Here is a 23,932-nt window from a genome sequence, read left to right as displayed (position 1 = left end):
CGCATGGGGGCCCTGACGAAAGCTGAGATGGCCGAACGTCTGTTTGAAGAGCTCGGTCTGAACAAACGTGAAGCCAAGGAATTGGTCGAACTGTTCTTCGAAGAAATTCGTCATGCGCTCGAAAGCAACGAGCAGGTCAAGTTGTCCGGTTTCGGCAACTTCGACCTGCGCGACAAGCGCCAGCGCCCCGGACGCAATCCCAAGACGGGGGAGGAGATACCCATCACGGCGCGCCGTGTGGTGACCTTCCGCCCCGGGCAGAAACTCAAAGCCAGGGTCGAGGCCTATGCTGGAACCAAGTCATAACGACGAACTGCCGGTCATACCGGGCAAGCGCTACTTCACCATCGGTGAGGTGAGCGACCTCTGCCTGGTCAAGCCGCACGTGCTGCGCTACTGGGAGCAGGAATTTCCCCAGCTGAACCCGGTGAAGCGCCGCGGCAACCGGCGCTACTACCAGCGCCACGACGTGCTGATGATCCGCCAGATCCGCTCGCTGCTGTACAACGAAGGCTTCACCATCGGCGGGGCGCGCCAGCGCCTCACCCAGGGCGACGAGACCCGCGACGAGGGTTCGCAGTACCACCAGCTCATCCGCCAGATGATCAGCGAACTCGAAGAAGTCCTCGTCGTACTGAAGAAGTGAAAAAAAGCTTCCATTAATCAAAGCGTTGCAGTAAGATGCACGCCGTTCCCTAGAGGAACACAGTCGGGGCGTAGCGCAGCCTGGTAGCGCACTTGCATGGGGTGCAAGGGGTCGAGTGTTCGAATCACTCCGTCCCGACCAAATCTAAAAACCCGGTCACTGAAAGGTGGCCGGGTTTTTTTATGGCCGGGTTTTTATCTTTGAGCTAAATTTTGTGCCACAGCTGATGTTGCATCTTCGGATTTCGGTTCAGTTATGCGCTAGCTGTGGCGATTAATGTCGCTCTGGACGCGGAGAGGATGGACTTGGTGTCTCCGGTCGAAGATTTAGCGATTTGAGTCTTTCCAAACTCTGAGCAGACCTGAGTGAGCGGGTGCTCACGGGCCAGAAGCTGCCTATCGTATTCGGCTCATATGGACGCTGAACGAAGTCTAAGTACAGGCGCGTGATTGAGAGCCTGCTAGGAAGCTGGTTATTCGCCTGTATTATATTCGGAGAGTTTTCTGAGCTTGGTGTCGAAGGTCTTTCGTGGCAGCGTCAACAGCTTCGCCGCTTCGGCTTTGTTATTAGCACTCCTTTGCAAGGCGCCCGATATCTCGCCAGTTCATAGGTGTCAAGTCTGCTTTGCAGATCGGTGGGTTACAGGCCACCCAGTGCGCCGGGCCTGTCAAATCCAGATTTGATGCTCTTGGTGTCGGCGGGGCTGCTATTGACTGGTTCAGCACGTTGTCAACTTCGCATCCATCAGCTATTGAGGGTAACGAGATCTGGCAGGCTGTGTTTTAACGGAATCACACGGCGCTTCGGCACCATTGTATGGAGTTAAAGGTAGCCTGCGTAATGCCGGCCACTTAGCTTAGTTGTGCAGACAGAGCTCCACGATTTTTTGAAGGATCGAAGTTTTGGCCGATTCCCGAAGCTTCACTATATCGAAGGTGAACGTAGAGAAGAACATCTCACCCAAAGGGTGGCTCAAGACGGGAACCTTCGCTCCAGAGTCGTTCGTGATTACTACGTTGTAGACGAGGCTCTGTTTCGGGATGGTGTTGTTGGCCGCTTTGTTAGATGCAACAAAGAACCAGGCCCCTTCTGTACCGTTATCTTGGATGAAGATGCTATGGCGCTGCTTCTGCCTGGTTGGCGTTAGGTAGTACGGGAGGGCAGATATTTGGATGCCGACCTCTCGTGACGGAGGCATGCCGTTGTCCTGACGCTCCTGGTTGTCGAACAAGGTGTTCCCGATGATCGAGGGTATCCGATCGGTTCTGTAAGTGCTTAGCCAGGCGTTTGTTTTTTTGTCGCGGATCAGGAACGCCCCATCCCAAATGACATCGAAGGGCTTCGCATCGCCTTTACCGAAAGTGCCACTGAGCGTCTTGAATTCGTAATTGAACTCCCCCTTGGAGGCATCGTCGTATCGGCGCGATTGCTCAATAGTGATTGTCTCGCCGGCAACGGATACATCCAGGATCTGAATATAAACGTTCTCCTTCCAGTCCCTTCGGCAACTCATCAGCTCTAGGGACATTGTGGGCAGCGTTGCTTCGTTGATGGTTACGGCTTTGTCCTTATGGATTGCCTCTTTTAGGGCCAATTCCTGCAGGGACTTTTCGACTGCCGCCTCAGATGGCAGCTTGCTGGCGATTACGTTGAACCCCTGGCAGATGCTACCAATAGATAGGGCGAAGCGATGTAGCTTCACCGACGTGTAGTAGTCGAACTTTGCTGTGGGATTGCGTTGCTTGGCAGCAAGAGCCTGCCAGAAGGAGTTGAAGGACTCGTCGATGGAGGTGTCAAAGATGCTGGATCCATTCTTGCTCCCCCCAACGGTTTTGACTTTCTCACTAAGAACTAGATAGTTCGTTGTGCCCACATTCAGTTGTGTGGGGTCTGGAAGGGAGTCGCCGGTCAATACTTTCGATGCTCCAAACCTATCGACGAGGTCGTTGATGAAGCCAAGTCGGTCCTTAGCACTTGAGCTCGTGACAGTATCGAGCAGCCAAAGTGGGTTGGACATGGTCGGAAGCCCTTCCAGGAAGGCTTTGACCTGGTGAGTAGCTTCGTACACTACGGGGATAAATTCAACCCCTGACAGATTCAGTAGGCGCTCGATTCGATTGATGCAGTCGGTTTGATGATAGTTGATGCTATTTTCATAGCGATCGCAGGCCTTGGTATTTTCGTTGTTCGTGGCGAAGGCCATGTAGTTGCGATCACTGTTCGTTGTCGCGCTGAACCGGCGGGTGCGCTCGAATCGCTTCCCGGCCCAATCGAACATAAGCTCGCCGCTGTCTGTAATCGATCGGCTGACAGCGTCCTGTTTGGAGGAGCATTCCATGACCACTCGATTTAGCTTAATGGCGAGCTCCTGTTCTTTGGAGAAGAACAAGTCGTACGACAATGCATCAAAGACAAATTTGCCGTCCTTGGATGTGCGGCTCATCATCAGCCCAATGTACAGGTCGGCATTGAACTCGACCGGAGCAATTTTGTAGTGCTTGTCCACGTCCATGAGGAACGAGAGTTTGAGTTTCAAATCCAGTAGGGCCTGAATCGTGTAGAGAGGATTTAGCGAATGTTTAGCGATGACCTTACGGATCTGGCCTGGCTCAGGGAGGAGAGCGCTCAAATATAGGAAACCGAAAGAACCCTTTCTCGCGTTGAACTTGCTGTAATGTACTTTGGCGGAAGCAGGAAGGCCAAGTTTCTGGCGGATGAAGTCCTTGATGGTCGAGTCAACGCGCTGGTAGTACCTCTCGGTCCTCTCGTCGGAGTTACGGGTTACCTCAACCACGGCTGACTGGATATGCCCAACGCCTTCGATGGAGGCCGACAAGCGATCAATGATGGTCTCCAGGTTACCAGGTAGCTTCAGCATGTTGGTGCGGGCCTTGGCGGCTGTTCCTGGTTCCAAGACGTTGAAAAGGGTCATTCCGCGCTCCTTAGCAGCAGTTCCAGCGTAGGGTTGATCATCAAGCGGTCATCGACTTTAAAGATGCGGTTCTTGTCCTTGGTAGGGACGTAGCTAGTAATCGTCTTGAAAGCGTTTAGGAAATGGATCGACTCCCCAAAATTAAACTCGCGCTCGGCATTTAGAGAGTTGTGGTTCGGTTGCGTGTTGACATACAGGAAGCGTGGCGTCAGGTTCAGTGCTCCACACAGCTCATACATTTTTTGCCTTTTTTTCTCCGCTCTGTGAAGGGTTTTGAGAGACTGCTCGTGGTTGTCCAGGGTACCTGACCACCGCTTCACGTCGATGCAGATGATGGTGTCATCAACGTGGATATAGCTGTCGTAGTACTCGTACACCGAGGGCCCTAGAAGATCGATCAACTGATTCAGGTTCAGTGGTTTGATCCCCAGTGCAGAGAGCACCTTAGAGAAAATGAACTCCCCCACGTTCCCCTTCAAAAGCGGGATGAGTGCCGGGTTAGGTAGGTGTACATCAACCCCATCGCTGGCCATGTTGCACGCTAAATTAACGATGCCAGGCCCTGAGTCAGTGTCTTTGCCGTCGGTTCGTACGTAGTCAGGAACCAGCCATTTCCCGGGCTGATAGACAGCTTCCCCATGAAGCAGGTCGGTGAGGTGATAGAAGCTTTCCGATGTCGTGCAGACGGTGACTCGATCTGTTACCTGCCTCGGAAGGTAAAAGGTACTAATGACTTCTTGGTAGTAGTTGGAGGCCTTTACAAGAGGAGAGGCCAGGAGCTTGCGGACGTATTTTTCAGGGGCGGTAATGCTATCTGGTGACCTGAGCAACTCATTGAGCTCGATGGCATCCCGATTACCTCCACGCGCGCTACTGAGAATTTTGTTTCGGAATGCCCCGCTGAAGAAGTTTTCGATGTCGTCAGCAGAGGCGGCTACGTTGGCGGTGAACTGCTCGCGTTCCACTTCGGATGGGAAGCAGCGTTTTTCCGCTTGTTCAAGGCAGAACTGCATGAGCCTATGATTCAGTAGCGAAAGGCTGTTGATGAGAAGATCGTTACCTTCACGTCGAAGTCGGCTATACCTCACCACCAAGTCGTCGATTACGTCACTAGGTAGGAAGATTTCGGTGTGGAGATAGCTATCTCGTCTTTCAACGCGACCTACAGCCTGGATGATGGCCTTCAGCACCGCTAGATCATGCTCGTGGTTTAGAATGCGGCGATTCTTGGGCTGCATCAGGTTTGAGTCGAACTCAGACAGACGAACAGCCTCGTTCTCACCGGATGAGATGTGTTTTAGCAGGAGAATGTGGTTTCTGACAGTATTGAGGCCGGTGTTTTTTTCGCGGATCGCGCTGTAGAAGGGAGTGTTGACTAGCACCAGACGGTCGAAATCTTGGTAGAAGTTGTCCTCACTTCGTTCAATGAACAGATTGAGACCGGTGCCGGCGCTGCCATATGCGGAGATCAGGCAAATGCGAGTATCTGCATCAACCTTAAGGTACTCTTCGATGTCGACCTCTTTGGCCAACTGGGAGCTGAAGAGGATGACCCTGATCCTAGTTTTGTCCTCAAAAGGTTTCAGCTCAAAAATCTTTTCTTTGTGCTTGTGCCGAAAGCCCTTCAAGCGACCCTCAAGGCCCTGTGCCAGCAGAGTTCTAAAAAGATCTGCGAAACGGTTATTCAGGGAGAGAATGAAGGTATTCCTTCCGTCCCAAGCGGCCATGAGCATGGCTTCGATCTGCCGGCGGTAGGCTGACATTCGGTACTTGCTTTCACGGTAGCCCTGAGGAAGCAGGGCGTTTGACCAGAATTTGTAAGCACTCTGGAAGGCAGGATCGCTACGCAGACCGCTAATATCATCTGCAGAGGTGTTGTGGAAGGGCTTGACTTGCATCGTTCTAGCTTTGGCGCGGGCCTCACGGAGTTCTTCCATTGCCCTTACGTCCGCTACAGACCGCTGAATTACTCGTACATCAAGGTTATCGCCAAGCGCTTCCCCATAGTGGCTCAGCATTTTTCTAGAAAAGTTTCCAGAGTAGGAGTCCTTGAAACCCGTTGTGGCGCTCAGGCACATAGAGCTGTTCTGTGTTCCATGCAGGATACGAAGTAGTTTGACCTCAGGCAATTCCAGGATCAGGTCGAGGTGGAAGTCGACAAAAATACGGTTTTTCACTGCGTCACTTCCGAAGGGAATCTTGTCCACCTTGACCAATGAAAACACGATTTTTGGAGCGAAGAACGTGAAGAATCCATCTACGAAAATTTCGGCGTCCTTAGCGCGGTCGAAGATGGATGCGACATATGAGCTATGCTGACGAGCTTTCATGATGAATTCAGAAAGTGGGGCGTTCTGGCTGGCATCCTCGCCCAGCGCCAGCAAATGTCTTAGCGAGCTGTTTTGAGGGATCTTGGAGCAGGCGTACAGGGCACAAAGCATTATTTGCAAGAAGTCGTGCAAAGTTGGGTCTGGGCTGGGGGCGCCATCATTGATGGACAGTCGGATCTCGCTCTTGCCGCAGACAGACCGCATTCGAATACGCTTGAGGGCATCCTCGTTGTAGAAGCGCCTTGGCGTCATGCTGAAGATGTTGCGTGACAAAGCGAGGATCTGCTCGACATCACGGTTGTCGATTGTGATGTGTCCGACATTCCCGGAACACATTTGCAGAATGGAGTCCAGGCTGACGCTAGTTTCGCAGTCCTCAACGTAATGCCGGCGGAGATCATTCATCAGCTCAACAGCTTCGTTGAACGCGATGGGCTCTTCCTCGTCAGGGCCATACGTTGCCGAAATCATTTCCAGCAGACGGTAGAGGCCGGCCATAACATGAGGGGGCTTGACCTTCTCGCTGATCAGCTTCTTCTTACCGTCCTCAAAAAAACGGTCGTAGCTGTCGTGCTCCTCGTCGATGACAAGGTTGAAGGTGATTCCGTTCAGCTGGAAATAGTTGGTCTCGTCAGGGAGGAAGAAGTCGTTCTTCAGGTACGCAATTTGCTCATTATGGCTCAGGCTGCAGGCTGCCCCAATCGGGGCGGCGGAGTCCTTATCCGCATTGGTTGGGCTGCGCTTAGCTCCGAGAATTTCGTCAAAACCCAGCTTCTTGATATTGGGTTCTTTCTTGTGGTCTAGATATCCAATGAATGCGCGTTTCAGGAATCGGGCGGTGGTAGCAACGAAGATGGTTGGTCCCACTTTGGCCCGCTCGAATGGTAGAACGTGATCGATGACCTGGATCTTGGCCCGATCACGGTCGTCCCTGGTGCGTTGAAAACGCTCATGGAGGGTCTGGAACTCAAAACCAACCTTCTCTCGAATTACTGCCTTGGCCAACTCTTGCAAGGCATAGAGCAAGCGGCTTTTAGTGGCATCAACTCGACGCTCTAGGTCAGCTTCTCGCAGGTAATCGGTGACCCCTGATTTCAGGAACCGAGCCTGCTCCGCTTCAGTTATCTTGAGTCCACTAATCGCGCTACTCAGTTCACCGATAGTCTCGCGGTAGTAGTCAGTTTTGAGAGTCCTAGTCCAGCCGATATATAGATCTTCATTGCAAACACCCGATACCCAGCCGACAAAATTGAGGTCGGATAAATCCTGCTCCGCCAAGAAACTGAGGATACTGACACCCCGAATAGCTGCCTTCTTCTGGGTTGCCTTGGAGACGTCTATTTGCGCCTTGTGCGGAGTGATAAAGAACAGGTTGCGGTGGCCACCACGTTTGCCACGCACTGCGGCGTGCTCGATGAACTGGTCGAACACGTTGTAGGACTTGCCGAAGCCGGTGCCGTCGTTGGCGAAACTTACCGAAGGATTGGGCTTAGCGTGCCCATTGAAAAACGGTGCCAGCTTGGCTCGGTGCGAATTTATCTCGTCGCTGAGCGCAGCACTGACCGCCCCCTTCTGCGGACAGGGGAGGTCAGCAAACAAATCGTTATTGTGCAAGTGGCAAGTTTCTGGAGGTCGGCTATCGCCCGTGGTGCCCCTAAATTTCTTCGGCATGACTGCAATCCTGTGCTTATCAATACGTACGGTGTTGCCTTAAATTTTAAAATTTTTGTGCCGCTGTAGTCGAGCTTTGGCTCACATGAGCTTACTGCTGTAGAGCATAAGTGTCTGGCCGTTGAGGGCTCAGCTATCCAGGCCGAGCGTAAAGGCAGTGTAGGCTGTCACCCCTTCAGTCCGCGCGTCGCGCTCAAGCATGCGGCAGGTTATTCGCATTGGGTTAGCCGAATGAATAGCCCAGTGCCTGCTGACCATTCGTGAGGAATCGAGACGAGTTTCGTTAAAGTAATCCTATTATTCTCGGTGACGATCCTGCTTGTAACAATATTTAGCTGGAAAAGCTTTCTTCGGGTGGAAAGAAGGGGAATGGACTCTTAGTGTGGGAAGTGCGTTGCATAATGCGTCTTCAACGCCTGAATAAAGTCCGTCGCCAATGGCGTCTGGCTCGACCCCGCCGGTGCAACCACATAAACCGGAAACAGCAGCTCGGGCTCGAAGCGGTGGATGGTGATGCCTTTGTGCAGGAAATCCTGGGCGACGTTCGGGCTCATGAGGGCGGCGCCCATGCCGGCGGCGACCATCTCGCAGGTGATGGAGCTGTATTGGCCTTCCACGGCGAGTTTGCGTTCGACGTTGGCCTGTTCGAAGACTCTGTCCGTCTGCTCGCGGGTGCCGTCGCCGTGGCAGAGGGAGACGAAGTTTTCGCCGTGGAGGTCCTGGGCCCTGATGACGTCGCGCGACGCCAGTCGATGGCCTGGTGGCAGGACGCAGACGGCGCGGAGCCTGGTGATGAGCAGCGTTTCCAGAGGACCGGCGTCGCTGGGTTGGACCACCACGCCTAGATCGCAAAATTGGGATTGCACCCACTGCACCACAGTGGGCGAGGCGTTCATGTGCAGGGAGACGGTGAGTTCGGGACGGGTGGTGACGAAGTCCTTGATGACGTGGGGGACGAGCGTGAGGCCGGTCGAGGGCACCGCGGCGATGCGCAGGCGGCCGGTACCGAGGTTGCGGATGTTCTTGGCCGATTGCCGCAGGCTGTCCAGCCCCACGTAGGCGCGTTCCACTTCCTGGAAGAAGGCGCTGCCTTCCTTGGTGGGTATCAGCCGTACCCCCGCGCGCTCGAATAGTTTGAGTCCGGTACTCAGCTCCAGCTGGGCGATCAGGCGGCTGACGTTGGGCTGCGAGGTGTGCAGGGCTTCGGCCGCCGCGGTCATTGAGCCTAGACGCATCACGCTGCGGAAGGCTTCGATCTGCCTGAGATTCACGCGGGCTCTCCATATCAAATATGAATACTTAACCCCTACCTTCGTATTTGACCCTATGGGTCAAGGCTGACAATACTCGGTCCCAGGCCAAATGGCCCCATAAAAAGAAAGCGTTTTCGAATGGCGGTTACCGCGCGGTCTTCGGAGGCGGATGCATCGATCTTCAAGTCGTGTCCTCACGACCTTCTCGATCTGCCGCAACGCAAAAAGGGAGCATTGCCCGTGACCCGTCCGTATTCCGTCTTCGCTTCATCTCTCTCCCTGCGCCAGGGTCTGGCCGCGCTGCTGGTGGCCGCCGCAGGTGCCGGCCTGGCGCTGCCCGCTCAGGCTGAACCGACGCTTTATGTCGCCGGGGTCGGCGGCTCCACCGAACAGATGTACAAGACCCGCATCATTCCCGCCTTCGAAAAGGCCCATGGGGTCAAGGTCGTCTACGTATCGGGCAACTCGACGGAAACCCTGGCCAAGTTGCAGGCGCAGAAGGGGCGGCAGCAGATCAACGTGGCCCTGATGGACGACGGCCCCATGTACCAGGCGCTGCAGCTTGGCTTCTGCGAAAAGCTCACCGACGCTCCCGTCTATCAGGACCTGTACCCCGTGGCGCGCCTGAGCCCCGAGGCGACTGCCGTGGGCATGGTCGCTACCGGCATCGGCTACAACGAAGAGGCCTTCAAGAAGCGCGGCTGGGCGGCGCCGACCTCCTGGAAAGACCTGGAAGATCCCAAGTATCGCCAGCTGCTGGGCATGCCGCCCATCACCAATACCTACGGACTGCACGCGCTGATCGAGATGGCGCGGCTGAATGGCGGCGGCGAAAAGGACATAGATCCGGGCTTCGCGGTGTTCGAGAAGAAGATCGCGCCGAACGTGCTGGCCTGGGTCAGTGCGCCGGGCGAGATGGACGGGATGATGCAGAACGGCGATGTGGTCATGGCGGTGTACGGCAGTGGCCGGGCGGTGGCGCTGCAGAACACCGGCTTTCCGCTCAAGTTCGTCTACCCGCAGGAAGGCGCGGTGGCGCTGCAGGTCGCTGGCTGCTCGGTCACCCCGAATGCCCAGTCGGAACTCTCCCAGCAATTCATCCAGTTCGTGCTGTCGCCGGAGATCCAGAAGATCCAGGCCGAAAGCAATGGCTTCGCGCCGGTGAACCGCACCGTGGAGCTGACGCCGGAGGTGGCTGCCCGCATGCCCTACGGAGAGGCGAAGGTCGACAGCCTGCTCAAGGTCGACTGGGACACCGTCAACCAGAAGCGCTCCGAGTGGACCACCCGCTGGAACAGGACCATCGAGCGCTAGGGGCCGCTTCCGCCAGCCGGCGATGAAGCGACAGCTGGGCGAGGAGGGCGGCGCCTGCGGGCGAGCCCTGCACACTTCGCACTGCGAGCCCTGAATCCGCCTCGTTCCGCTCTGGCGTGAATCGCTCCTGACCGGGCCGCTGGTTCGTCCTTAGGGACCGACGCCCGACCTTCCTTTCGACGCACAGGGATCACGCATCCGTGATCGTGGAGGCAAGCCCATGGCTTTTCTGATCCTCGACGGCCTCGTCAAAACCTATGGTGACTTCACTGCCATCGCCGGGCTCGACCTGGCGGTGGAGCAGGGTGAGTTCCTGTCCCTGCTTGGCCCTTCGGGGTGCGGCAAGACCACCACGCTGCAGAGCATCGCCGGCTTCGTGCAGCCCTCGGCCGGGCGCATCGTGCTGGATGGCCAAGACATCACCCATGTCCGCCCGGAAAAGCGGGGGCTGGGGATGGTGTTCCAGAGCTATGCGCTGTTCCCCCACATGACCGTGGCCGAGAACGTCAGCTTCGGCCTGGAGATGCGCGGCGTGCCACGCAGCGAAAGGGCCGGGCGGGTGCAATCGGCGCTCGACATGGTGCGGCTGCAGGGCCTGGGCGAGCGTTATCCCAAGGCACTGTCCGGCGGGCAGCGCCAGCGGGTGGCCATCGCCCGGGCGCTGGCGATCCGGCCCAACCTTTTGCTGCTGGACGAGCCGATGTCGAACCTCGACGCCAAGTTGCGCGAGGACATGCACATCGAGTTGCGTGCCATCCAGCGCGACCTGGGCATCACCACCATCCTGGTTACCCACGACCAGGTGGAGGCGATGACCATGAGCGACCGCATCGCGGTGATGCACGGCGGCTGCATCGTGCAGATCGGCTCGCCGTTCGAGACCTACGAGCGCCCCCAGTCGCCCTTCGCCTCGAGCTTCCTGGGCAAGACCAACGCCTTCCCCGGTGCCGTCCAGACCCGTAAGCCGCGCTGCTACGAGGTCAAGGTCGACGGCCTGCTGTTCCATGTGCCCCACGAGGGGCATCAGTTCGATGGCGACGTCAACGTCTACCTGCGACCGGAAAAGATTCGCCTGGCCGCGCCCGCTGAAGCCCGCTTGCGCGGCACGGTGCGCATGCGGGTCTTTCTCGGCAACCTCTGGCTGATCGGCGTCGAGAGTCCGCTGGGCCCGGTGAACCTGACGCAGCCGAACCTCGGTACGCCACCGCCGTTGGAAGGGGAGGAGGTGGGGCTGACCTGGCTGGACGATGACCTGCGCCTGCTCGGTCGGGAGGTGTCCCATGGCCACCTATGATGCCGAGCGCGTCGGCAGCGCCCCCTGGCTGCTGACCGGCCCCGCGCTCCTGGTGTTCCTGACCCTGCTGGCGGCGCCGCTGGTGCTCACGGCCATGCTGTCGTTGAACCTGTTCAGCGACACCAAGGGCGTGATCCCGGTGTACTCGCTGGCCAATTACCTGGAGGTATTCGGCGACGACTACTTCCACGAGATCTTCCTGCGTACGGGCGGGATGGCGCTCGCCGTGACCGTCTGCGCGGTGCTGATCGGCGTGCCGGAGACGCTGATCATCGCTCGCATGCGCGCACCCTGGCGGTCGCTGTTCCTGCTCGTGGTGCTCGGTCCGCTGCTCATCTCGGTGGTGGTGCGCACCCTGGGGTGGGCCATCCTGCTGGGCAACAATGGCCTGATCAACCAGGCGTTGCAGGCGCTGGGCATCATCGATTTCCCGATCCGCATGATGTTCACCCAGTTCGGCGTGGTGCTGGCGCTGACCCATGTGCTGGTGCCCTTCATGGTGATCGCCGTCTGGGCCAGCCTGCAGAAGCTCGACCTGCAGGTGGAGCAGGCCGGCCTGTCGCTGGGCGCTTCGCGGGCGACGACCTTCAGGCGGGTGGTGCTGCCGCAGATCGTGCCGGGGATCCTCTCGGGCTCGATCATCGTCTTCGCCCTGGCCGCTTCGGCCTTCGCCACCCCCGCGATCATCGGCGGGCGGCGGCTCAAGGTGGTGGCGACGGCGGCCTACGACGAATTCCTCGGTTCGCTGAACTGGCCGCTGGGCGCTGCCATCGCCGTGCTGCTGCTGATCGCCAACCTGGTGATCGTGGTGGGCTGCAGCCGGCTGGCCGAGCGCCGTTTCAAACACGTCTTCGAGTAATCGCCATGTACCGGAACGGTTTCTTCTCCCTTGCCTTTCATACGCTCTTCATCGCCTTCATCGTGGCGCCGCTGGTGGTGGTGATGGCGGTGTCCTTTACCGGCGAAGGCTTCATCTCGTTGCCCTCGGGTGGCCTGTCGCTGCGCTGGTTCCAGGCGCTCTGGGCCAATCAGGAAATGGTCGATGCCTTCTGGCTGTCGCTCAAGCTGGGCCTGGTGTCGGCGACGGTCGCCATCCTGCTGGCGGTGCCGGCGGCGCTGGCGATCAGTCGCTACGACTTTCCCGGCCGCGGGGCGATCACCGGCTTTCTGATGTCGCCGCTGATGATTCCCTCGGTGGTGCTGGGGATCGCCTTCCTGCGCTTCTTTTCCCTCGCCCAGGTGGGCGGCTCGCTGTGGGCGCTGAGCATCACCCACGTCATCGTCGTGCTGCCCTATGCCTTGCGGCTGACCCTGGCCTCCACCATCGGCCTGGAGCGCGATGCGGAACAGGCGGCGCTGTCCCTCGGCGCCAATCGGCTGCAGACCTTCTGGCGGGTGATCCTGCCGCGGATCCGCACCGGCGTGGTGGGCGGCTGGCTGCTCGCCTTCATCCAGAGCTTCGACGAGCTGACCATGACGGTCTTCGTCGCCACGCCTGGCACCACGACCCTGCCGGTCGCCATGTACAACCAGATCGCCCAGACCATCGATCCCCTGATCACGGCGGCTTCCACGGTGCTGATCCTGGGCACCCTGGCGGTGATGCTGCTGCTCGATCGGCTGGTCGGGCTGGATCGGGTATTGATCGGAGAAAAGCAATGACTGAGGGCAAGGTACCGACCTCGGCGGACGTCATCGTGGTTGGCGGTGGGTTGGTCGGCATGGCCGTCGCCTATGGCCTGGCCAAAGCCGGCACCCGCACCCTGGTGCTCGACCAGGGCGATGATGCCTTCCGTGCCTCGCGGGGCAACTTCGGCCTGGTCTGGGTGCAGGGCAAGGGCTTCGACCGCCTGGAATATTCGCGCTGGACCAGGTCCTCCGCCCTGGCCTGGGCCGGGCTGGCCGAGGACCTGCTGGCGGAGACGGACGTCGATGTCCGCCTGAAACAGCCCGGCGGTTTTCACATGTGTTTTTCCGACCAGGACTTGGCGGGGCGCCAGGCGCGGCTGGCCAGCATGCAGGCCGGCCTGGGTGACTATCCCTTCGAGATGCTCGACCAGGCGGATCTGCGCGCGCGCCTGCCCGGTATCGGCCCCAAGGTCGTCGGGGCCAGCTATACGCCCATGGATGGCCACGTCAATCCGCTCAAGCTGCTGCGCGCCCTGCATGCCGGGGCGCGGCACCACGGGGCGACGGTGCTGGGGCGGATGCCGGTCGAGCGGATCGATTCCGCGCCGGGCGAATTCGCCGTGGTCACGCCGGGGCAGCGCTTCACCGCGCCGCGCCTGGTATTGGCGGCGGGCCTGGGCAATCGGCCGCTGGGGGAGCAGGTTGGGCTGCATGCCCCGGTCGCGCCGAATCGCGGGCAGGTACTGGTCAGCGAGCGGGTTCGCCCCTTCCTGGACTATCCGACGATCAATGTGCGCCAGACCGACGAGGGCAGCGTGCAGCTCGGCGATTCCATGGAGGAGGTCGGCTTCAACGACCTGACCACCACCGACGTGCTCGCCCGGATCGCCCAGCGCGGTGTCAGCACCTTTCCGCTGCTGGCGGACGTGCGCCTGGTACGCGCCTGGGGCGCCCTGCGCGTCATGAGCCCGGACGGCTATCCGATTTACCAGGAGTCCGCGTCGCACCCCGGTGCCTTCGTTGTCACCTGCCACAGCGGCGTGACCCTGGCCGCGGCTCACGCGACCCGGATTGCGCCCTGGGTCCGGGGTGGCGCACAGCCGGAGGAGCTGGCGGTGTTCGCCGGCGAACGTTTTCTCACCGGGGAGGTGTTTTCCCATGCCCACTGATTCCTTGTTTCGCCGCGTGGACGCCGAAGGCGGCCCCCTCATCACCCTGACCTTCGACGACCAGGCCTTCCAGGTGCCGAGCGGCCTCACGGTCGCGGCCGCCTTGCTGTTGGCCGGCGTCCGCCAGTTCCGCACCTCGCCGGTGGGCGGGGAGGCGCGTGCACCCTATTGCATGATGGGGGTGTGCTTCGAATGCCTGGTCGAGATCGATGGGGTGCCGAGTCGCCAAAGCTGCCTGATAGAGGCAGTCGACGGCATGCGTATCCGTTCGCAGCAGGGCGCCCGGGAGTTGCCCTTCACCGCTACCGAAGCCGTGGTGCTGGAGGTGCAGCCATGAATCTCGAACCCATGGATGTCGTCGTCATCGGCGCGGGCCCTGCCGGCATGACCGGGGCGCGCACCCTGTCCGACCTGGGACTCTCCGTCGTGCTGCTGGACGAGCAGGCGGCGGTGGGTGGGCAGATCTATCGCGGTATCGCCAGCGCCTCCGCCGCGCGGCGCGCGTTGCTCGGAGCAGACTATGCGGCTGGTGCTGACCTGGCGGAGGCGGTGAAGAGCACGACCGTGCGCCACGAGACGGGTGCATCCGTCTGGCAGATCACCCGCGAGCGTCAGGTGCATTACCTCAAGGACGGCCGGGTGCGCTCTTTCGCCGCCAAGGCCGTGCTGCTGGCGACCGGTGCCATGGAGCGGCCCTTTCCCATTCCCGGCTGGACCCTGCCCGGGGTGATGACTGCCGGGGCGGCGCAGATCCTGCTCAAGACCGCCGGCATCGGGCCGCAGGGCCCAGTGGTACTGGCCGGCTGCGGACCGCTGCTCTACCTGCTCGGCTGGCAATACCTGCGGGCAGGCATCCCCATCGCGGCCCTGGTGGACACCAGTAGGCGCGAGGACTACTGGCGCGCCCGCGGCCATTTGCTGGCGGCCCTGCGGGCCTGGCCCTACCTGCGCAAGGGCGTCTCGCTGCTACGCGCCCTGCGCAAGGGTGAGGTCCCGCACTATACCGGCGCCGAGCAGCTGCAGGTCGAGGGGGAAGGGCAGGCGCAGGCGCTCAGCTTCGTTGTCGACGGGAAGGCGCAGCGGGTGGCGGCCAGCACCGTGCTGCTGCACCAAGGCGTGGTGCCGAACATCCAATTCACCCAGGCGCTCCGGGCCCAGCATCGCTGGGATGATGCGCAGCTCTGTTTCGTCCCGGAAACCGATCGCTGGGGCGCGCTCGATGTGCCCTTCATCTCGGTGGCCGGCGATGGCGCGGGCATCGGTGGAGCCCAAGCGGCTGTGCTGCAAGGGCAGCTCGCGGCGCTCGGGCTGGCGCGGACCCTCGGCCAGCTCACGCCGGCCCAGCGCGATGCCCAGGCGGCCCCCTTGCGCGCCGAACTGGAGCGCAACTTGCGCATCCGGCCCTTCCTCGATGCCCTGTATCGCCCCCGGGAGGAGAACCGCATTCCCAGCCGGGACGACGTCACGGTCTGCCGCTGCGAAGAGGTGACGGCCGGTGACGTCCGGCGCTTCGTCGAGCTGGGTTGCAGCGGGCCGAACCAGGCCAAATCCTTCGGTCGTTGCGGCATGGGCCCCTGCCAGGGACGGATGTGCGGGCTGACCGTCACCGAGATCATCGCCAAGTCCCGCGGGCTGACCCCCGACGAGGTGGGTTACTACCGCATTCGGCCACCCATCAAGCCCATCACCCTGGGAGAGCTGGCCAGTGGCTGACAGGACGGCGGACGTGATCGTCATCGGTGCCGGGCTGCATGGCTTGAGCACGGCCTGGCATCTTGCGCAGCGAGGTGTACGGGTGACCGTGCTCGAAGCCGACTACGCCGGGCGGCATGCCTCTGGCGTGAACGCCGGAGGAGTGCGGACGCTCGGCCGGCATCTGGCGGAAATTCCCCTGGCGCTGGCCTCCCGGGATCTCTGGCACAGGCTGCCGGAGCTGCTGGGGACGGATGCCAGTTTCGTCGCCAGCGGCCAGCTCAAGCTGGCCGAGAATGAGGAAGAGCTGCAGCAATGTCGGGCCCGCGTCGCCGAACTCCAGGCACAGGGTTTCACCCATGAGGTGCTCATCGATCGGCAGGAGGTCTTCGAACTCCTGCCGACGGTCGCGCCCCATGTGGTGGGGGGCATCTGGGTGGCGGACGATGGCTACGCGACGCCTTACAGGGTAGTGACGGCGGTTCGGCAGGCGGCGGAGGCTCTGGGCGTGGTGCTGCATGAACAGACGCCTGCGCTATCCATCATGCAGCAAGGCACCCGTTGGCAGGTCGAGACGCGCCAGGGACGGTTCGAGGCGGACCAGTTGGTGGTGACGGCAGGCGCCTGGGCGGGGCGGCTGGCTGCCGAGGTGGGCGAACCGGTACCCACCTATCCGCAAGGGCTGATGCTGATGGTGACCCACCGCGTGGCGCCCTTTTGCAGGCAGGTGCTTGGCGCCACCGGTCGCGCCCTGTCCTTCAAGCAATTCGACAATGGCACGGTGGTCATCGGCGGCAAGTTGATCGGTGACCTGGACTTCGCTGCCCGCCACGGCGAGGTGGATATTACCCGTCTGGTGACCAGCGCCCAGACCGTGACGGATCTCTTTCCGCATCTCAGGCACCTCGGTATCAACCGCGCCTGGGCCGGTATCGAGGCCTTCACCGAAGACGATCTGCCCGTCATCTCGCCCAGCAGCCGCGCCAGTGGCCTGACCTATTCGTTCGGCTACTGCGGCAGCGGCTTCCAGATGAGCCTCGGCACCGGCCAGCGCATCGCGCAGCTGGTGCTGGGCGAGTCGTCACCCATCGATCTCGCGGCCTTCGCCATCGAGCGCTTTCACCGAGATTCTTCACCCTCAAGGCAACCCAAGGAGCCTTTATGCAACCCATTACCCGTATCGAAACCAACCAGCGTATGAGCCGGGTCGTCCAGTACAAGGGCGGCATCACCTTCGTCGGCGGCCAGACCGCTAACGACCGCACCCAGGACATCAAGGGGCAGACCGCGCAGGTGCTGCAGAAGATCGACGACTACCTGGCCAAGGTCGGCCTGGACAAGACGCGCATCCTCAGCGCCCAGGTGTGGCTGTCGGACATCCAGGCCAACTTCGCCGGCATGAACGAGGTATGGGACGCCTGGGCACCGGAAGGGGAGGCACCGGCACGGGCTACGGTGGAGTCCAAGCTGGCGGCCCCAGAATTGCTGGTTGAGATCGCCATCGTCGCGGCGGCCGAGTGAGGGCAGGCGCCTCGGCTCGCCGGAGACGAGGCGCCTAGGGGAGAGCTGGACGCTCAGGACACCACTTCGACCCGCACCAACCCCTGCTGCCTGAAGGGCGTCAGAACGTCGCTCGCCGTGGCATCGGTGATCAGCGTCCAGTCCGTCTTGAGCGGCGTCCAGTGCTGCTGGCGGTCGCGGCCGAGCTTGGTCGCGTCGGCCAGGACGAAGATCTCGGCGGCCTGCTGGATCATCAGTTCCTTGAGGTACGCCTGCTCGGTACTGGCCTCGCAGAGGCCCCGGCCGGCGACGACGCCGTCGGCGCTGAGGAAGACCTTGTCGGCCGATAGCCGCTCGAGCATGGTGAAGGCGGCTGGGCCGAAGGTGGACATGCTGCCGGGGCGGAGGGCGCCGCCGAGCAGGGTGACGTGGCCTTCAGGGAGGTCACACAGCAGCGGTACCGCCAGCAGGTTGTTGGTAATGACGTGCAGACCGCGTCTTTCGTTGAGCAGCTTGGCGAGGGCGGCGGTGGTGGTGCCGCCGTCCAGCACCAGGGTGTCGTGATCGTTGATATGGGCGAGGGCGGCGCGGGCCAGCAGGGCTTTTTCCGGGCCGGATTGACTGCTGCGCTGCTCCAGCGACGGCTCGGGCTCCCGGGTGCCAATATGGGTCGCGCCGCCGTAGGTGCGCAGGATCCGGCCTTCTTCCGCGAGGGCGGTGAGGTCGCGGCGGACCGTGGCTTCCGACACCCCCAGATGCCGGCACAGGGTTTCGACGTTGGTGTGACCAGCCAGGACCAGCTCGAGGATGGCCTGGCGACGTTTGGCGACCTTCATGGGGAATCCATCGGGAAAGACCGCGCTACTCTAGCGCAATCGCGCCCACCTCACAGCGACGCGCCACCGCAGACCGTCAGCGTCTGGCCGGTGAGGGCGCCGGCATCCGGACCGAGCAGGAAGGCGGTCAGGCCCGCGACCTCTTCAGGCTGCACGTAGCGACCCAGCGGGGGCAGCCGCGGCGGCGTACCGGCGCGACCCGGATCGCGCAGCATGGGCGTCTCGGTCGCCCCGGGCGCCACCAGGTTCACGGTGATGCCACGTGAGGCCAACTCCAGCGCCCAGGAGCGCACCAGGCCCACCAGGGCCGCCTTGGTGGCGGCGTACTGGCTGCGTCCGGCCGCGCCCTGCATGGTGCGGCTGCCGATCAGCACGATGCGCCCGCCCGCGGTGAGGCGCTCGATCAGGCGATCCACCAGCCGACTGGCCACGGCGACGTGCAGGTGCCACATGGCGGCGCCATCGGCCGGGTCCAGGGCGCCCAGCGGCGCAGTGCGCATGAAGCCGGCCGCATGGACGAGGGCGTCCAGTGGGCCCATGTCGGCCAGCACGGCATCCAGTGCCTGGTCATCGGCCAGGTCGACGCCGATCCAGGTCAGTGCTGAATGCGACTGCTCGGGCGGGCGGCGGCTGAGGCCGGTCACCCGCCAGCCCTCGGCGAGCAGGCGCTGGGTGATGGCCGCGCCGATGCCGGAGCTGACGCCGGTCACCAAGGCATGAGGCTGAGTCGTCATCACCGTCTCCTCTAACGCAGCGCGGCCAGGGGCAGGCGGACGTGCTTGATGCGCTGGCGGAAGTAGGTGAAGGCCAGGTGCACATCCCCGTCGGCCGCCTGCACCAGGCTCGGATAGGAGTACTCGCGATTGAGCTTCTCGGTGGAGTTGTTGGTCAGGCAGTAGCCATCGCCGGCCTCGATATCCAGGCGCCGCCAGCTGTGACCCTCATCCGTGGACACGGCCAGGCTCATGGGACCCCGCGGCACGCCCCAGACAGCGCTGCGCTCGCCGTCCTTCGCCACCGGATCGACACGGCTGTCGCCATCGTCGATCTCGTCATAGAGCGAGGCGCGGCGTTCGCTGTAGTCGGCGGCGCTGGTGGGGTTGTAGGCCACCACCAGCTCGCCGCTGGTGAGGCGAATAAACTGGATGGAGGAGTTGTTGTTGGGCAGGGCCGTCGGGGTGGGGGCGCTCCAGCTGCGACCACCGTCCTGGGAGCGGCTGGCGTGGATGAAGTCGGCCCAGCGACTGCGGAACAGCGCCAGCAGACTGCCGTCTCCCAGCGGCTGGATATTCATGTGCACGCAACCGGTGCTCTCGGGTACGGCATGCTCGGTCCAGCTGCGTCCCTGGTCGCTGGAGATCAGCACGGCGCTGGTGTCATGGCTGCCTACCCACTTTTCGCCAGGGCGGGCGATGCAGTGGAAGATCGGCAGCAGCCAGTCGCCGTTGGCCAGCACTACCGGCGGTTGGCGAACGAAGGTACCGGGGGTATCGATCAGCGTCTCGATGGCGCCCCAGCTGTGGCCGCCATCGGTGGATAGGCGACGACGAACGATGGCGGTGTCCTGGTTGCCGGCCACCTGAGCCGTCCACAGCAGCCACAACGGGCCATCTGGCGCCTGGAACAGGATGGGATTCTGCTCGGAGCGAGTGGGGTCGTCCGACAGCTGTACGGGCTCGCTCCAGGTGCCGGTCTTCGGATCGCGACGGCTCAGCAGGACCGAGATGTCGGCCTTGCCTTCCTGGGTGCCGGCGAACCAGGTGCACAGCAGGGTGCCGTCAGGCTGAGCCAGCAGGTTGGCGGCGTGGTTCTGCGGATAGGGCGTCGGCAGGAAGCTGTCCTGGCGGCCGGCGATGGCGATTTCAGTGATGGACATGGGGGACCTCGGCAGGAGCGGCCTTGGCGGCGGGCTGGGGGAAGAGACGTTCGATGACCACGACGATGGCAGGCGTCGCCAGGGCAACGTACATGTTGTCGATGCCATAGGGATTGCCCAGCAAATACCAGACGCTGGTGGTGATGGTCGAGGCCAGCAGGCCCAGGGTCGCACCGCGGTTGGTGGCGAACAGCGGCAGGTAGATGGCGATCATGGCGATCACCGCGATGGACAGGCGCAGCGCCCGGGTAAAGAACGACAGGTTGAGGATCTCGGGCACGAAGAACACGAAGAACAGCGGCACGAAGCCGATGATCAGCGAGATCACCCGGGTGGCCTTGAATTCACGCTCGGGCGTGGGCTTGCGCAGCGGCACGTAGAAGTCGCGGACCACCAGCGAGGCGATGGCGAGGGCCACGGTACTGACGCTGACGAAGATGGAGGCGACCAAGGAAATGGTCACCACACCGGCCAGCACCGGGTGCATCGACTGCAGGAAGACGGGCAGGGCATAGAGGCTGCTCATCTCCGGATGCAGGTACTTGGACGCGACCCCGATGAAGCCCAGCGCCAAGGAGATGGGGATGCACAGCAGCGAGGCATGGAAGGTGGAGCGTTGCGCGGCGCGCGCATCCTTGGTCGAGGAGATCGCCTGGATGATGAACTGGGTGGAGAAGATCGCTCCGACGGTACCGATGATCCAGGCGAAGATCTTGCTGCCGCCAATAGCGCCGTCCCAGGTGAAGTAGTGCTCCGGCATGTTCTGCATGACCGGGGTGAAACCGCCGGTCATGTGCAGGGCCACGCCCAGGACGATCAGCACGCCCACATACTTGACCGAGGTGTGCAGGATGCTGACGTAGGCCACGCTTTTCAGCCCGCCGAAGACGTAGTACAGAGTACTGACGATGGCCGTGATGAAGGCCGCGGTGGGCAGGTTGATCTTGAGTACGGTGGCGATGGCCGCGGCGCCGCTGACGTAGTTGCCCACGTTCACCAGCAAGAGGGCGTAGATCATGATGATCGACACCATCAGCTTGGTGGACAGGCCGTACTTCTGCGCGATGAAACCGGAGATGGTGAATTCGCCGGAGGCATAGAGCTTGCGTGCCATCAGCAGGCCGAACAGCGGAAAGCCGATGGCCGCGGCGATCACCGACCAAGAGGCGGCGAAACCACTCTCGAAGGCCGCCTGGGCGGTGCCCACCGTGGACTTGGCGCCGATGAATTCCGACATCATCAAGATACCCACCACGAAGGCCGGCATGCTGCGCGCGGCCACCATGAACTCGCCGCTGGTACGGCTGCGCAGGCGGATGCTGAGCCAGGTGGTGAAGAGGATGTAGGCCACCACCATCCCGATGATGATGGCGGTGCTTTGCACGTCGAACGTCTGCATGGAAATCGCTCCGTGTTGTTGTTGTACGAGCTTTTTCACAGGGCGCCGGCAGGCCGCCGACGCCCTGGGCGAGGAACGTCAGTGGCTGGGTTGGCCGGCGCCCAGCAGGTCCGCCTCCGGGTCATCCTCGGTGACGATGGGTTCCACCCGGCCGAGCAGGAACAGGTAGTTGAGGATGGCCGCCACGATCAGCCCCGCTGAGAACAGCAGGGCGATGTTGAAGGAGCCGGTGGTGGCGACGATGAAGCCGGTGACGATGGGGCCGACCACGCCGCCCATGTTGGACACCGAGTTCTGCAGGCCGGCCAGCATCGAGGTCATGCCGCGCGGGGCGATATCCCCGGGCATGGCCCAGACCTGGGTGGCGGCCACGGTGGTGCCGGACTTGGCGATGCACAGCAGCACGATGGCGATCCAGGCCGATTCGGCGAAGGCCGCGAGGCCGATGCAGGAGGCCATCAGCAGACCGACGATCAGGAAGGTCTTGCGGATCGTGGTCAGCGAATAGCGGCCACTGCGGTAAATGCGGTCCGACAACCAGCCGGCGAAGACTTCCACCACCATGGCGATCAGCAGCGGCAGGGCCGCCATGAAGCCCATGGAGATGAGGTCCATGCCCTTTTCCTTGACCAGGTAGGTGGGCAGCCAGGTGATGAAGAAGTAGGAGTTGTAGTTGATGAAGAAGAAGCCCAGGCACATGGCCCAGACGTTACGGTAGCGCAGCAGCGCGTACCAGCGCATGGCCGGCTTCTCGCCGTTGCCTTCGCGGCGGCGTTGGCCCTCGCGGATGTAGCGCACCTCGGCCTGGTTGATGCGCGGATGGTCTTCCGGATCGTTGCGGTAGAAGGCGAACCAGGCCAGGGCCCAGAGGATGCCGAGGGCGCCGCTGATGACGAAGGTCAGCTTCCAGCCGAACAGCGCGATCAGGCCGACGATCAGCGGCATGGCCACCGCGCCGCCGAACTTGGAACCGCTGTCGAAGATGCCCGAGACGGTGGCACGCTCCTTGTCGGGAAACCAGCGCGAGGTGATGCCGGCGTTGCTCGGGTAGGCCGCCGCCTCGCCGATGCCCAGGCCGATGCGCAAGGCGAACAGCGACTTGAAGCCCGTGGCAAGGCCGGTCAGAGCGGTCGCCAGCGACCACCAGAGCACGGCGCCGCCCAGGGTGGCCTTCTGACCAAAGCGGTCGGCCAGCCAGCCCGCGGGCAGCTGCAGCAGGGCGTACGACCAGAAGAAGGCCGACATGATCAGCCCCATCTCGGTCGCGTTGAGGGCGAATTCCTTGCTGATGAAGGGCGCGGCGGCGGAGAGCACCACCCGGTCGATGTAGTTGATGGCGATCGCCGTCCACATCAGTCCGGCGATGATCCAGCGAATCCTGGTGGCCTTGTTGTTGTTATCCATGATCAGGTTCCGAAAGGGGTTGGGGGTCAGGGGGCGACGACGACGGACTCCAGGGGGCCGGTGCCGGTGAGAGCGGCGACCACGTTGCGGGCGCAGGTGAGGCTGAGGATGTCCAGTGCGCCCGGGGTGTAGCCGGCGATGTGCGGCGACACCACCACGGTGGGCAGCCCGTACAGCGGGTGCTGGTTGGCCGGCTCGTCCTCGAACACGTCCAGGGCCGCACCGCCCAGGTGGCCGCTGTGCAGCGCCTGGTAGAGCGCCTCTTCATCGACGATGCCGCCGCGGGCGGCGTTGATCAGGTGGGCACCCGGCTTCATCAGGCCCAGTCGCCGTGCATCCAGCAGGTGGCGCGTGGCGTCGGACAGGCCGATGTGCAGGGTGACGAAATCGGCTTCGGCGAGCAGTTCGTCGAGGGCGCGAAATTCGATGCGTTCGCGGTCGGCGAAGGCCTGATCGGGATAGGGGTCATGGGCGATGACGCGCATGGCGAAGCCACTGGCGCGCCGCGCGACTTCCTTGCCGATGCTGCCCAGGCCGACGATGCCCAGGGTCTTGCCGTGGACATCCGTACCGAACAGCCGTGGCCACTCGCCGGCGCGGGTCTCGCGGTCCGCGCGGGCCACCTGGCGGGCCGAGGCCAGCAGCAGGGCGAAGGTGTAGTCGGCCACCGCATGGCGGTTGGAGTTGGGCACGTTGCACACGGTCACGCCATGGGCGCGAGCCGCGTCCAGGTCGATGTTGTCGACCCCGACGCCGTGCTTGCATACCAGGCGCAGCCCCGGCAGGGCCGCGAAGGTGGCGGCGTCGAAGACGTTGAAAGCGGTGATGGCCGCCTGGCACTCGGTTGCCGCGGCGATGAAACCCTCGGCATCGATGTCGGCGGGCAGGGTCACTACGTCGATGCCGTGGCGGGCCAGCAGCTCCAGCGGTTCCCGGGAGTACTTGGCGAAGGACGGCGAGGTGCAGACGACTTTCATGGTCAGGCTC

At 62.0% G+C, this 23,932-nt stretch carries 21 protein-coding genes and 1 tRNA gene; 12 read left to right on the top strand and 10 right to left on the bottom strand.

Annotation, left to right across the window (positions count from 1 at the left end):
- Positions 1-3 precede the first annotated feature (3 nt).
- The 3 genes from ihfA to ACYJP6_RS04120 all read left to right on the top strand — a co-directional run bounded on the left by ihfA (position 4) and on the right by ACYJP6_RS04120 (position 787).
- Positions 4-306 (top strand): integration host factor subunit alpha, encoded by a 303-nt coding sequence (gene ihfA, locus ACYJP6_RS04130; RefSeq protein ID WP_007159196.1) that lies wholly within the window; start codon positions 4-6, stop codon positions 304-306.
- A complete protein-coding gene (locus ACYJP6_RS04125; protein WP_007159195.1) occupies positions 287-646 on the top strand; it encodes a MerR family transcriptional regulator in 360 nt (119 codons plus the stop codon). The genes ihfA and ACYJP6_RS04125 overlap by 20 nt, the downstream gene beginning before the upstream one ends.
- Before the next feature lie 64 nt (positions 647-710).
- Positions 711-787: transfer RNA gene (locus tag ACYJP6_RS04120), tRNA-Pro, on the top strand.
- A 331-nt stretch (positions 788-1,118) separates the two neighbouring features.
- Here the strand turns inward: ACYJP6_RS04120 and ACYJP6_RS04115 are convergent.
- The 4 genes from ACYJP6_RS04115 to ACYJP6_RS04100 all read right to left on the bottom strand — a co-directional run bounded on the left by ACYJP6_RS04115 (position 1,119) and on the right by ACYJP6_RS04100 (position 8,850).
- Complete coding sequence (locus ACYJP6_RS04115) at positions 1,119-1,229, bottom strand: helix-turn-helix domain-containing protein (RefSeq protein WP_459473626.1); 111 nt, start codon at positions 1,227-1,229, stop codon at positions 1,119-1,121.
- A gap of 273 nt (positions 1,230-1,502) precedes the next feature.
- Positions 1,503-3,578, bottom strand: a complete 2,076-nt coding sequence (locus ACYJP6_RS04110) for a hypothetical protein (RefSeq protein ID WP_459473624.1) — start codon at positions 3,576-3,578, stop codon at positions 1,503-1,505.
- Complete coding sequence (locus ACYJP6_RS04105; protein WP_459473622.1) at positions 3,575-7,579, bottom strand: hypothetical protein; 4,005 nt, start codon at positions 7,577-7,579, stop codon at positions 3,575-3,577. Before ACYJP6_RS04105 ends, ACYJP6_RS04110 begins: the two co-directional genes overlap by 4 nt.
- Positions 7,580-7,956: 377 nt before the next feature.
- Positions 7,957-8,850, bottom strand: a complete 894-nt coding sequence (locus ACYJP6_RS04100; protein WP_459473620.1) for a LysR substrate-binding domain-containing protein — start codon at positions 8,848-8,850, stop codon at positions 7,957-7,959.
- A gap of 222 nt (positions 8,851-9,072) precedes the next feature.
- Here ACYJP6_RS04100 and ACYJP6_RS04095 point away from each other — a divergent pair, with 222 nt between their 5' ends.
- From ACYJP6_RS04095 to ACYJP6_RS04055, 9 genes are all read left to right on the top strand, one after another.
- Entirely contained in the window at positions 9,073-10,146 is a 1,074-nt protein-coding gene (locus tag ACYJP6_RS04095; RefSeq protein WP_459473618.1) for an ABC transporter substrate-binding protein, read from the top strand.
- Positions 10,147-10,366: 220 nt separating this feature from the next.
- Positions 10,367-11,440, top strand: coding sequence for an ABC transporter ATP-binding protein (locus ACYJP6_RS04090; protein ID WP_459473617.1), 1,074 nt, complete (start codon positions 10,367-10,369; stop codon positions 11,438-11,440).
- Entirely contained in the window at positions 11,427-12,299 is an 873-nt protein-coding gene (locus ACYJP6_RS04085) for an ABC transporter permease (protein ID WP_459473615.1), read from the top strand. Before ACYJP6_RS04090 ends, ACYJP6_RS04085 begins: the two co-directional genes overlap by 14 nt.
- A 5-nt stretch (positions 12,300-12,304) precedes the next feature.
- Positions 12,305-13,102, top strand: a complete 798-nt coding sequence (locus tag ACYJP6_RS04080; protein WP_459473613.1) for an ABC transporter permease — start codon at positions 12,305-12,307, stop codon at positions 13,100-13,102.
- Positions 13,099-14,238, top strand: a complete 1,140-nt coding sequence (locus ACYJP6_RS04075; RefSeq protein WP_459473611.1) for an NAD(P)/FAD-dependent oxidoreductase — start codon at positions 13,099-13,101, stop codon at positions 14,236-14,238. The genes ACYJP6_RS04080 and ACYJP6_RS04075 overlap by 4 nt, the downstream gene beginning before the upstream one ends.
- Positions 14,228-14,575: a (2Fe-2S)-binding protein gene (locus ACYJP6_RS04070; RefSeq protein ID WP_459473609.1), complete on the top strand. Its 348-nt coding sequence runs from the start codon at positions 14,228-14,230 to the stop codon at positions 14,573-14,575. Before ACYJP6_RS04075 ends, ACYJP6_RS04070 begins: the two co-directional genes overlap by 11 nt.
- The gene (locus ACYJP6_RS04065; protein WP_459473608.1) at positions 14,572-15,951 is read left to right on the top strand and encodes an FAD-dependent oxidoreductase; all 1,380 of its coding nucleotides are present in this window, start codon (positions 14,572-14,574) and stop codon (positions 15,949-15,951) included. Before ACYJP6_RS04070 ends, ACYJP6_RS04065 begins: the two co-directional genes overlap by 4 nt.
- Before the next feature lie 13 nt (positions 15,952-15,964).
- Entirely contained in the window at positions 15,965-17,131 is a 1,167-nt protein-coding gene (locus tag ACYJP6_RS04060; RefSeq protein WP_459473606.1) for an NAD(P)/FAD-dependent oxidoreductase, read from the top strand.
- Positions 17,092-17,451, top strand: a complete 360-nt coding sequence (locus ACYJP6_RS04055) for a RidA family protein (RefSeq protein ID WP_133859603.1) — start codon at positions 17,092-17,094, stop codon at positions 17,449-17,451. Before ACYJP6_RS04060 ends, ACYJP6_RS04055 begins: the two co-directional genes overlap by 40 nt.
- Before the next feature lie 53 nt (positions 17,452-17,504).
- Here the strand turns inward: ACYJP6_RS04055 and ACYJP6_RS04050 are convergent, their stop codons facing one another.
- The 6 genes from ACYJP6_RS04050 to ACYJP6_RS04025 form a co-directional block, all read right to left on the bottom strand.
- Complete coding sequence (locus ACYJP6_RS04050) at positions 17,505-18,266, bottom strand: DeoR/GlpR family DNA-binding transcription regulator (RefSeq protein WP_459473604.1); 762 nt, start codon at positions 18,264-18,266, stop codon at positions 17,505-17,507.
- A gap of 50 nt (positions 18,267-18,316) precedes the next feature.
- Entirely contained in the window at positions 18,317-19,000 is a 684-nt protein-coding gene (locus ACYJP6_RS04045; RefSeq protein WP_459473602.1) for an SDR family NAD(P)-dependent oxidoreductase, read from the bottom strand.
- A gap of 11 nt (positions 19,001-19,011) precedes the next feature.
- Entirely contained in the window at positions 19,012-20,142 is a 1,131-nt protein-coding gene (locus ACYJP6_RS04040; protein ID WP_459473600.1) for a sialidase family protein, read from the bottom strand.
- Positions 20,129-21,541 (bottom strand): sodium:solute symporter family protein, encoded by a 1,413-nt coding sequence (locus ACYJP6_RS04035; RefSeq protein WP_058792115.1) that lies wholly within the window; start codon positions 21,539-21,541, stop codon positions 20,129-20,131. The genes ACYJP6_RS04040 and ACYJP6_RS04035 overlap by 14 nt, the downstream gene beginning before the upstream one ends.
- A 78-nt stretch (positions 21,542-21,619) precedes the next feature.
- Positions 21,620-22,945 carry an MFS transporter gene (locus tag ACYJP6_RS04030; RefSeq protein WP_459473597.1) on the bottom strand — a complete coding sequence of 442 codons (1,326 nt, stop codon included), beginning with the start codon at positions 22,943-22,945 and terminating at the stop codon, positions 21,620-21,622.
- A gap of 26 nt (positions 22,946-22,971) precedes the next feature.
- The gene (locus tag ACYJP6_RS04025; RefSeq protein WP_459473596.1) at positions 22,972-23,922 is read right to left on the bottom strand and encodes a phosphoglycerate dehydrogenase; all 951 of its coding nucleotides are present in this window, start codon (positions 23,920-23,922) and stop codon (positions 22,972-22,974) included.
- Positions 23,923-23,932: the final 10 nt, after the last annotated feature.

This window comes from Pseudomonas sp. No.117, from assembly GCF_054558395.1.
Note: the sequence above shows the minus strand (reverse complement) of the source record. Positions and strands in the feature narration are given on the sequence as shown.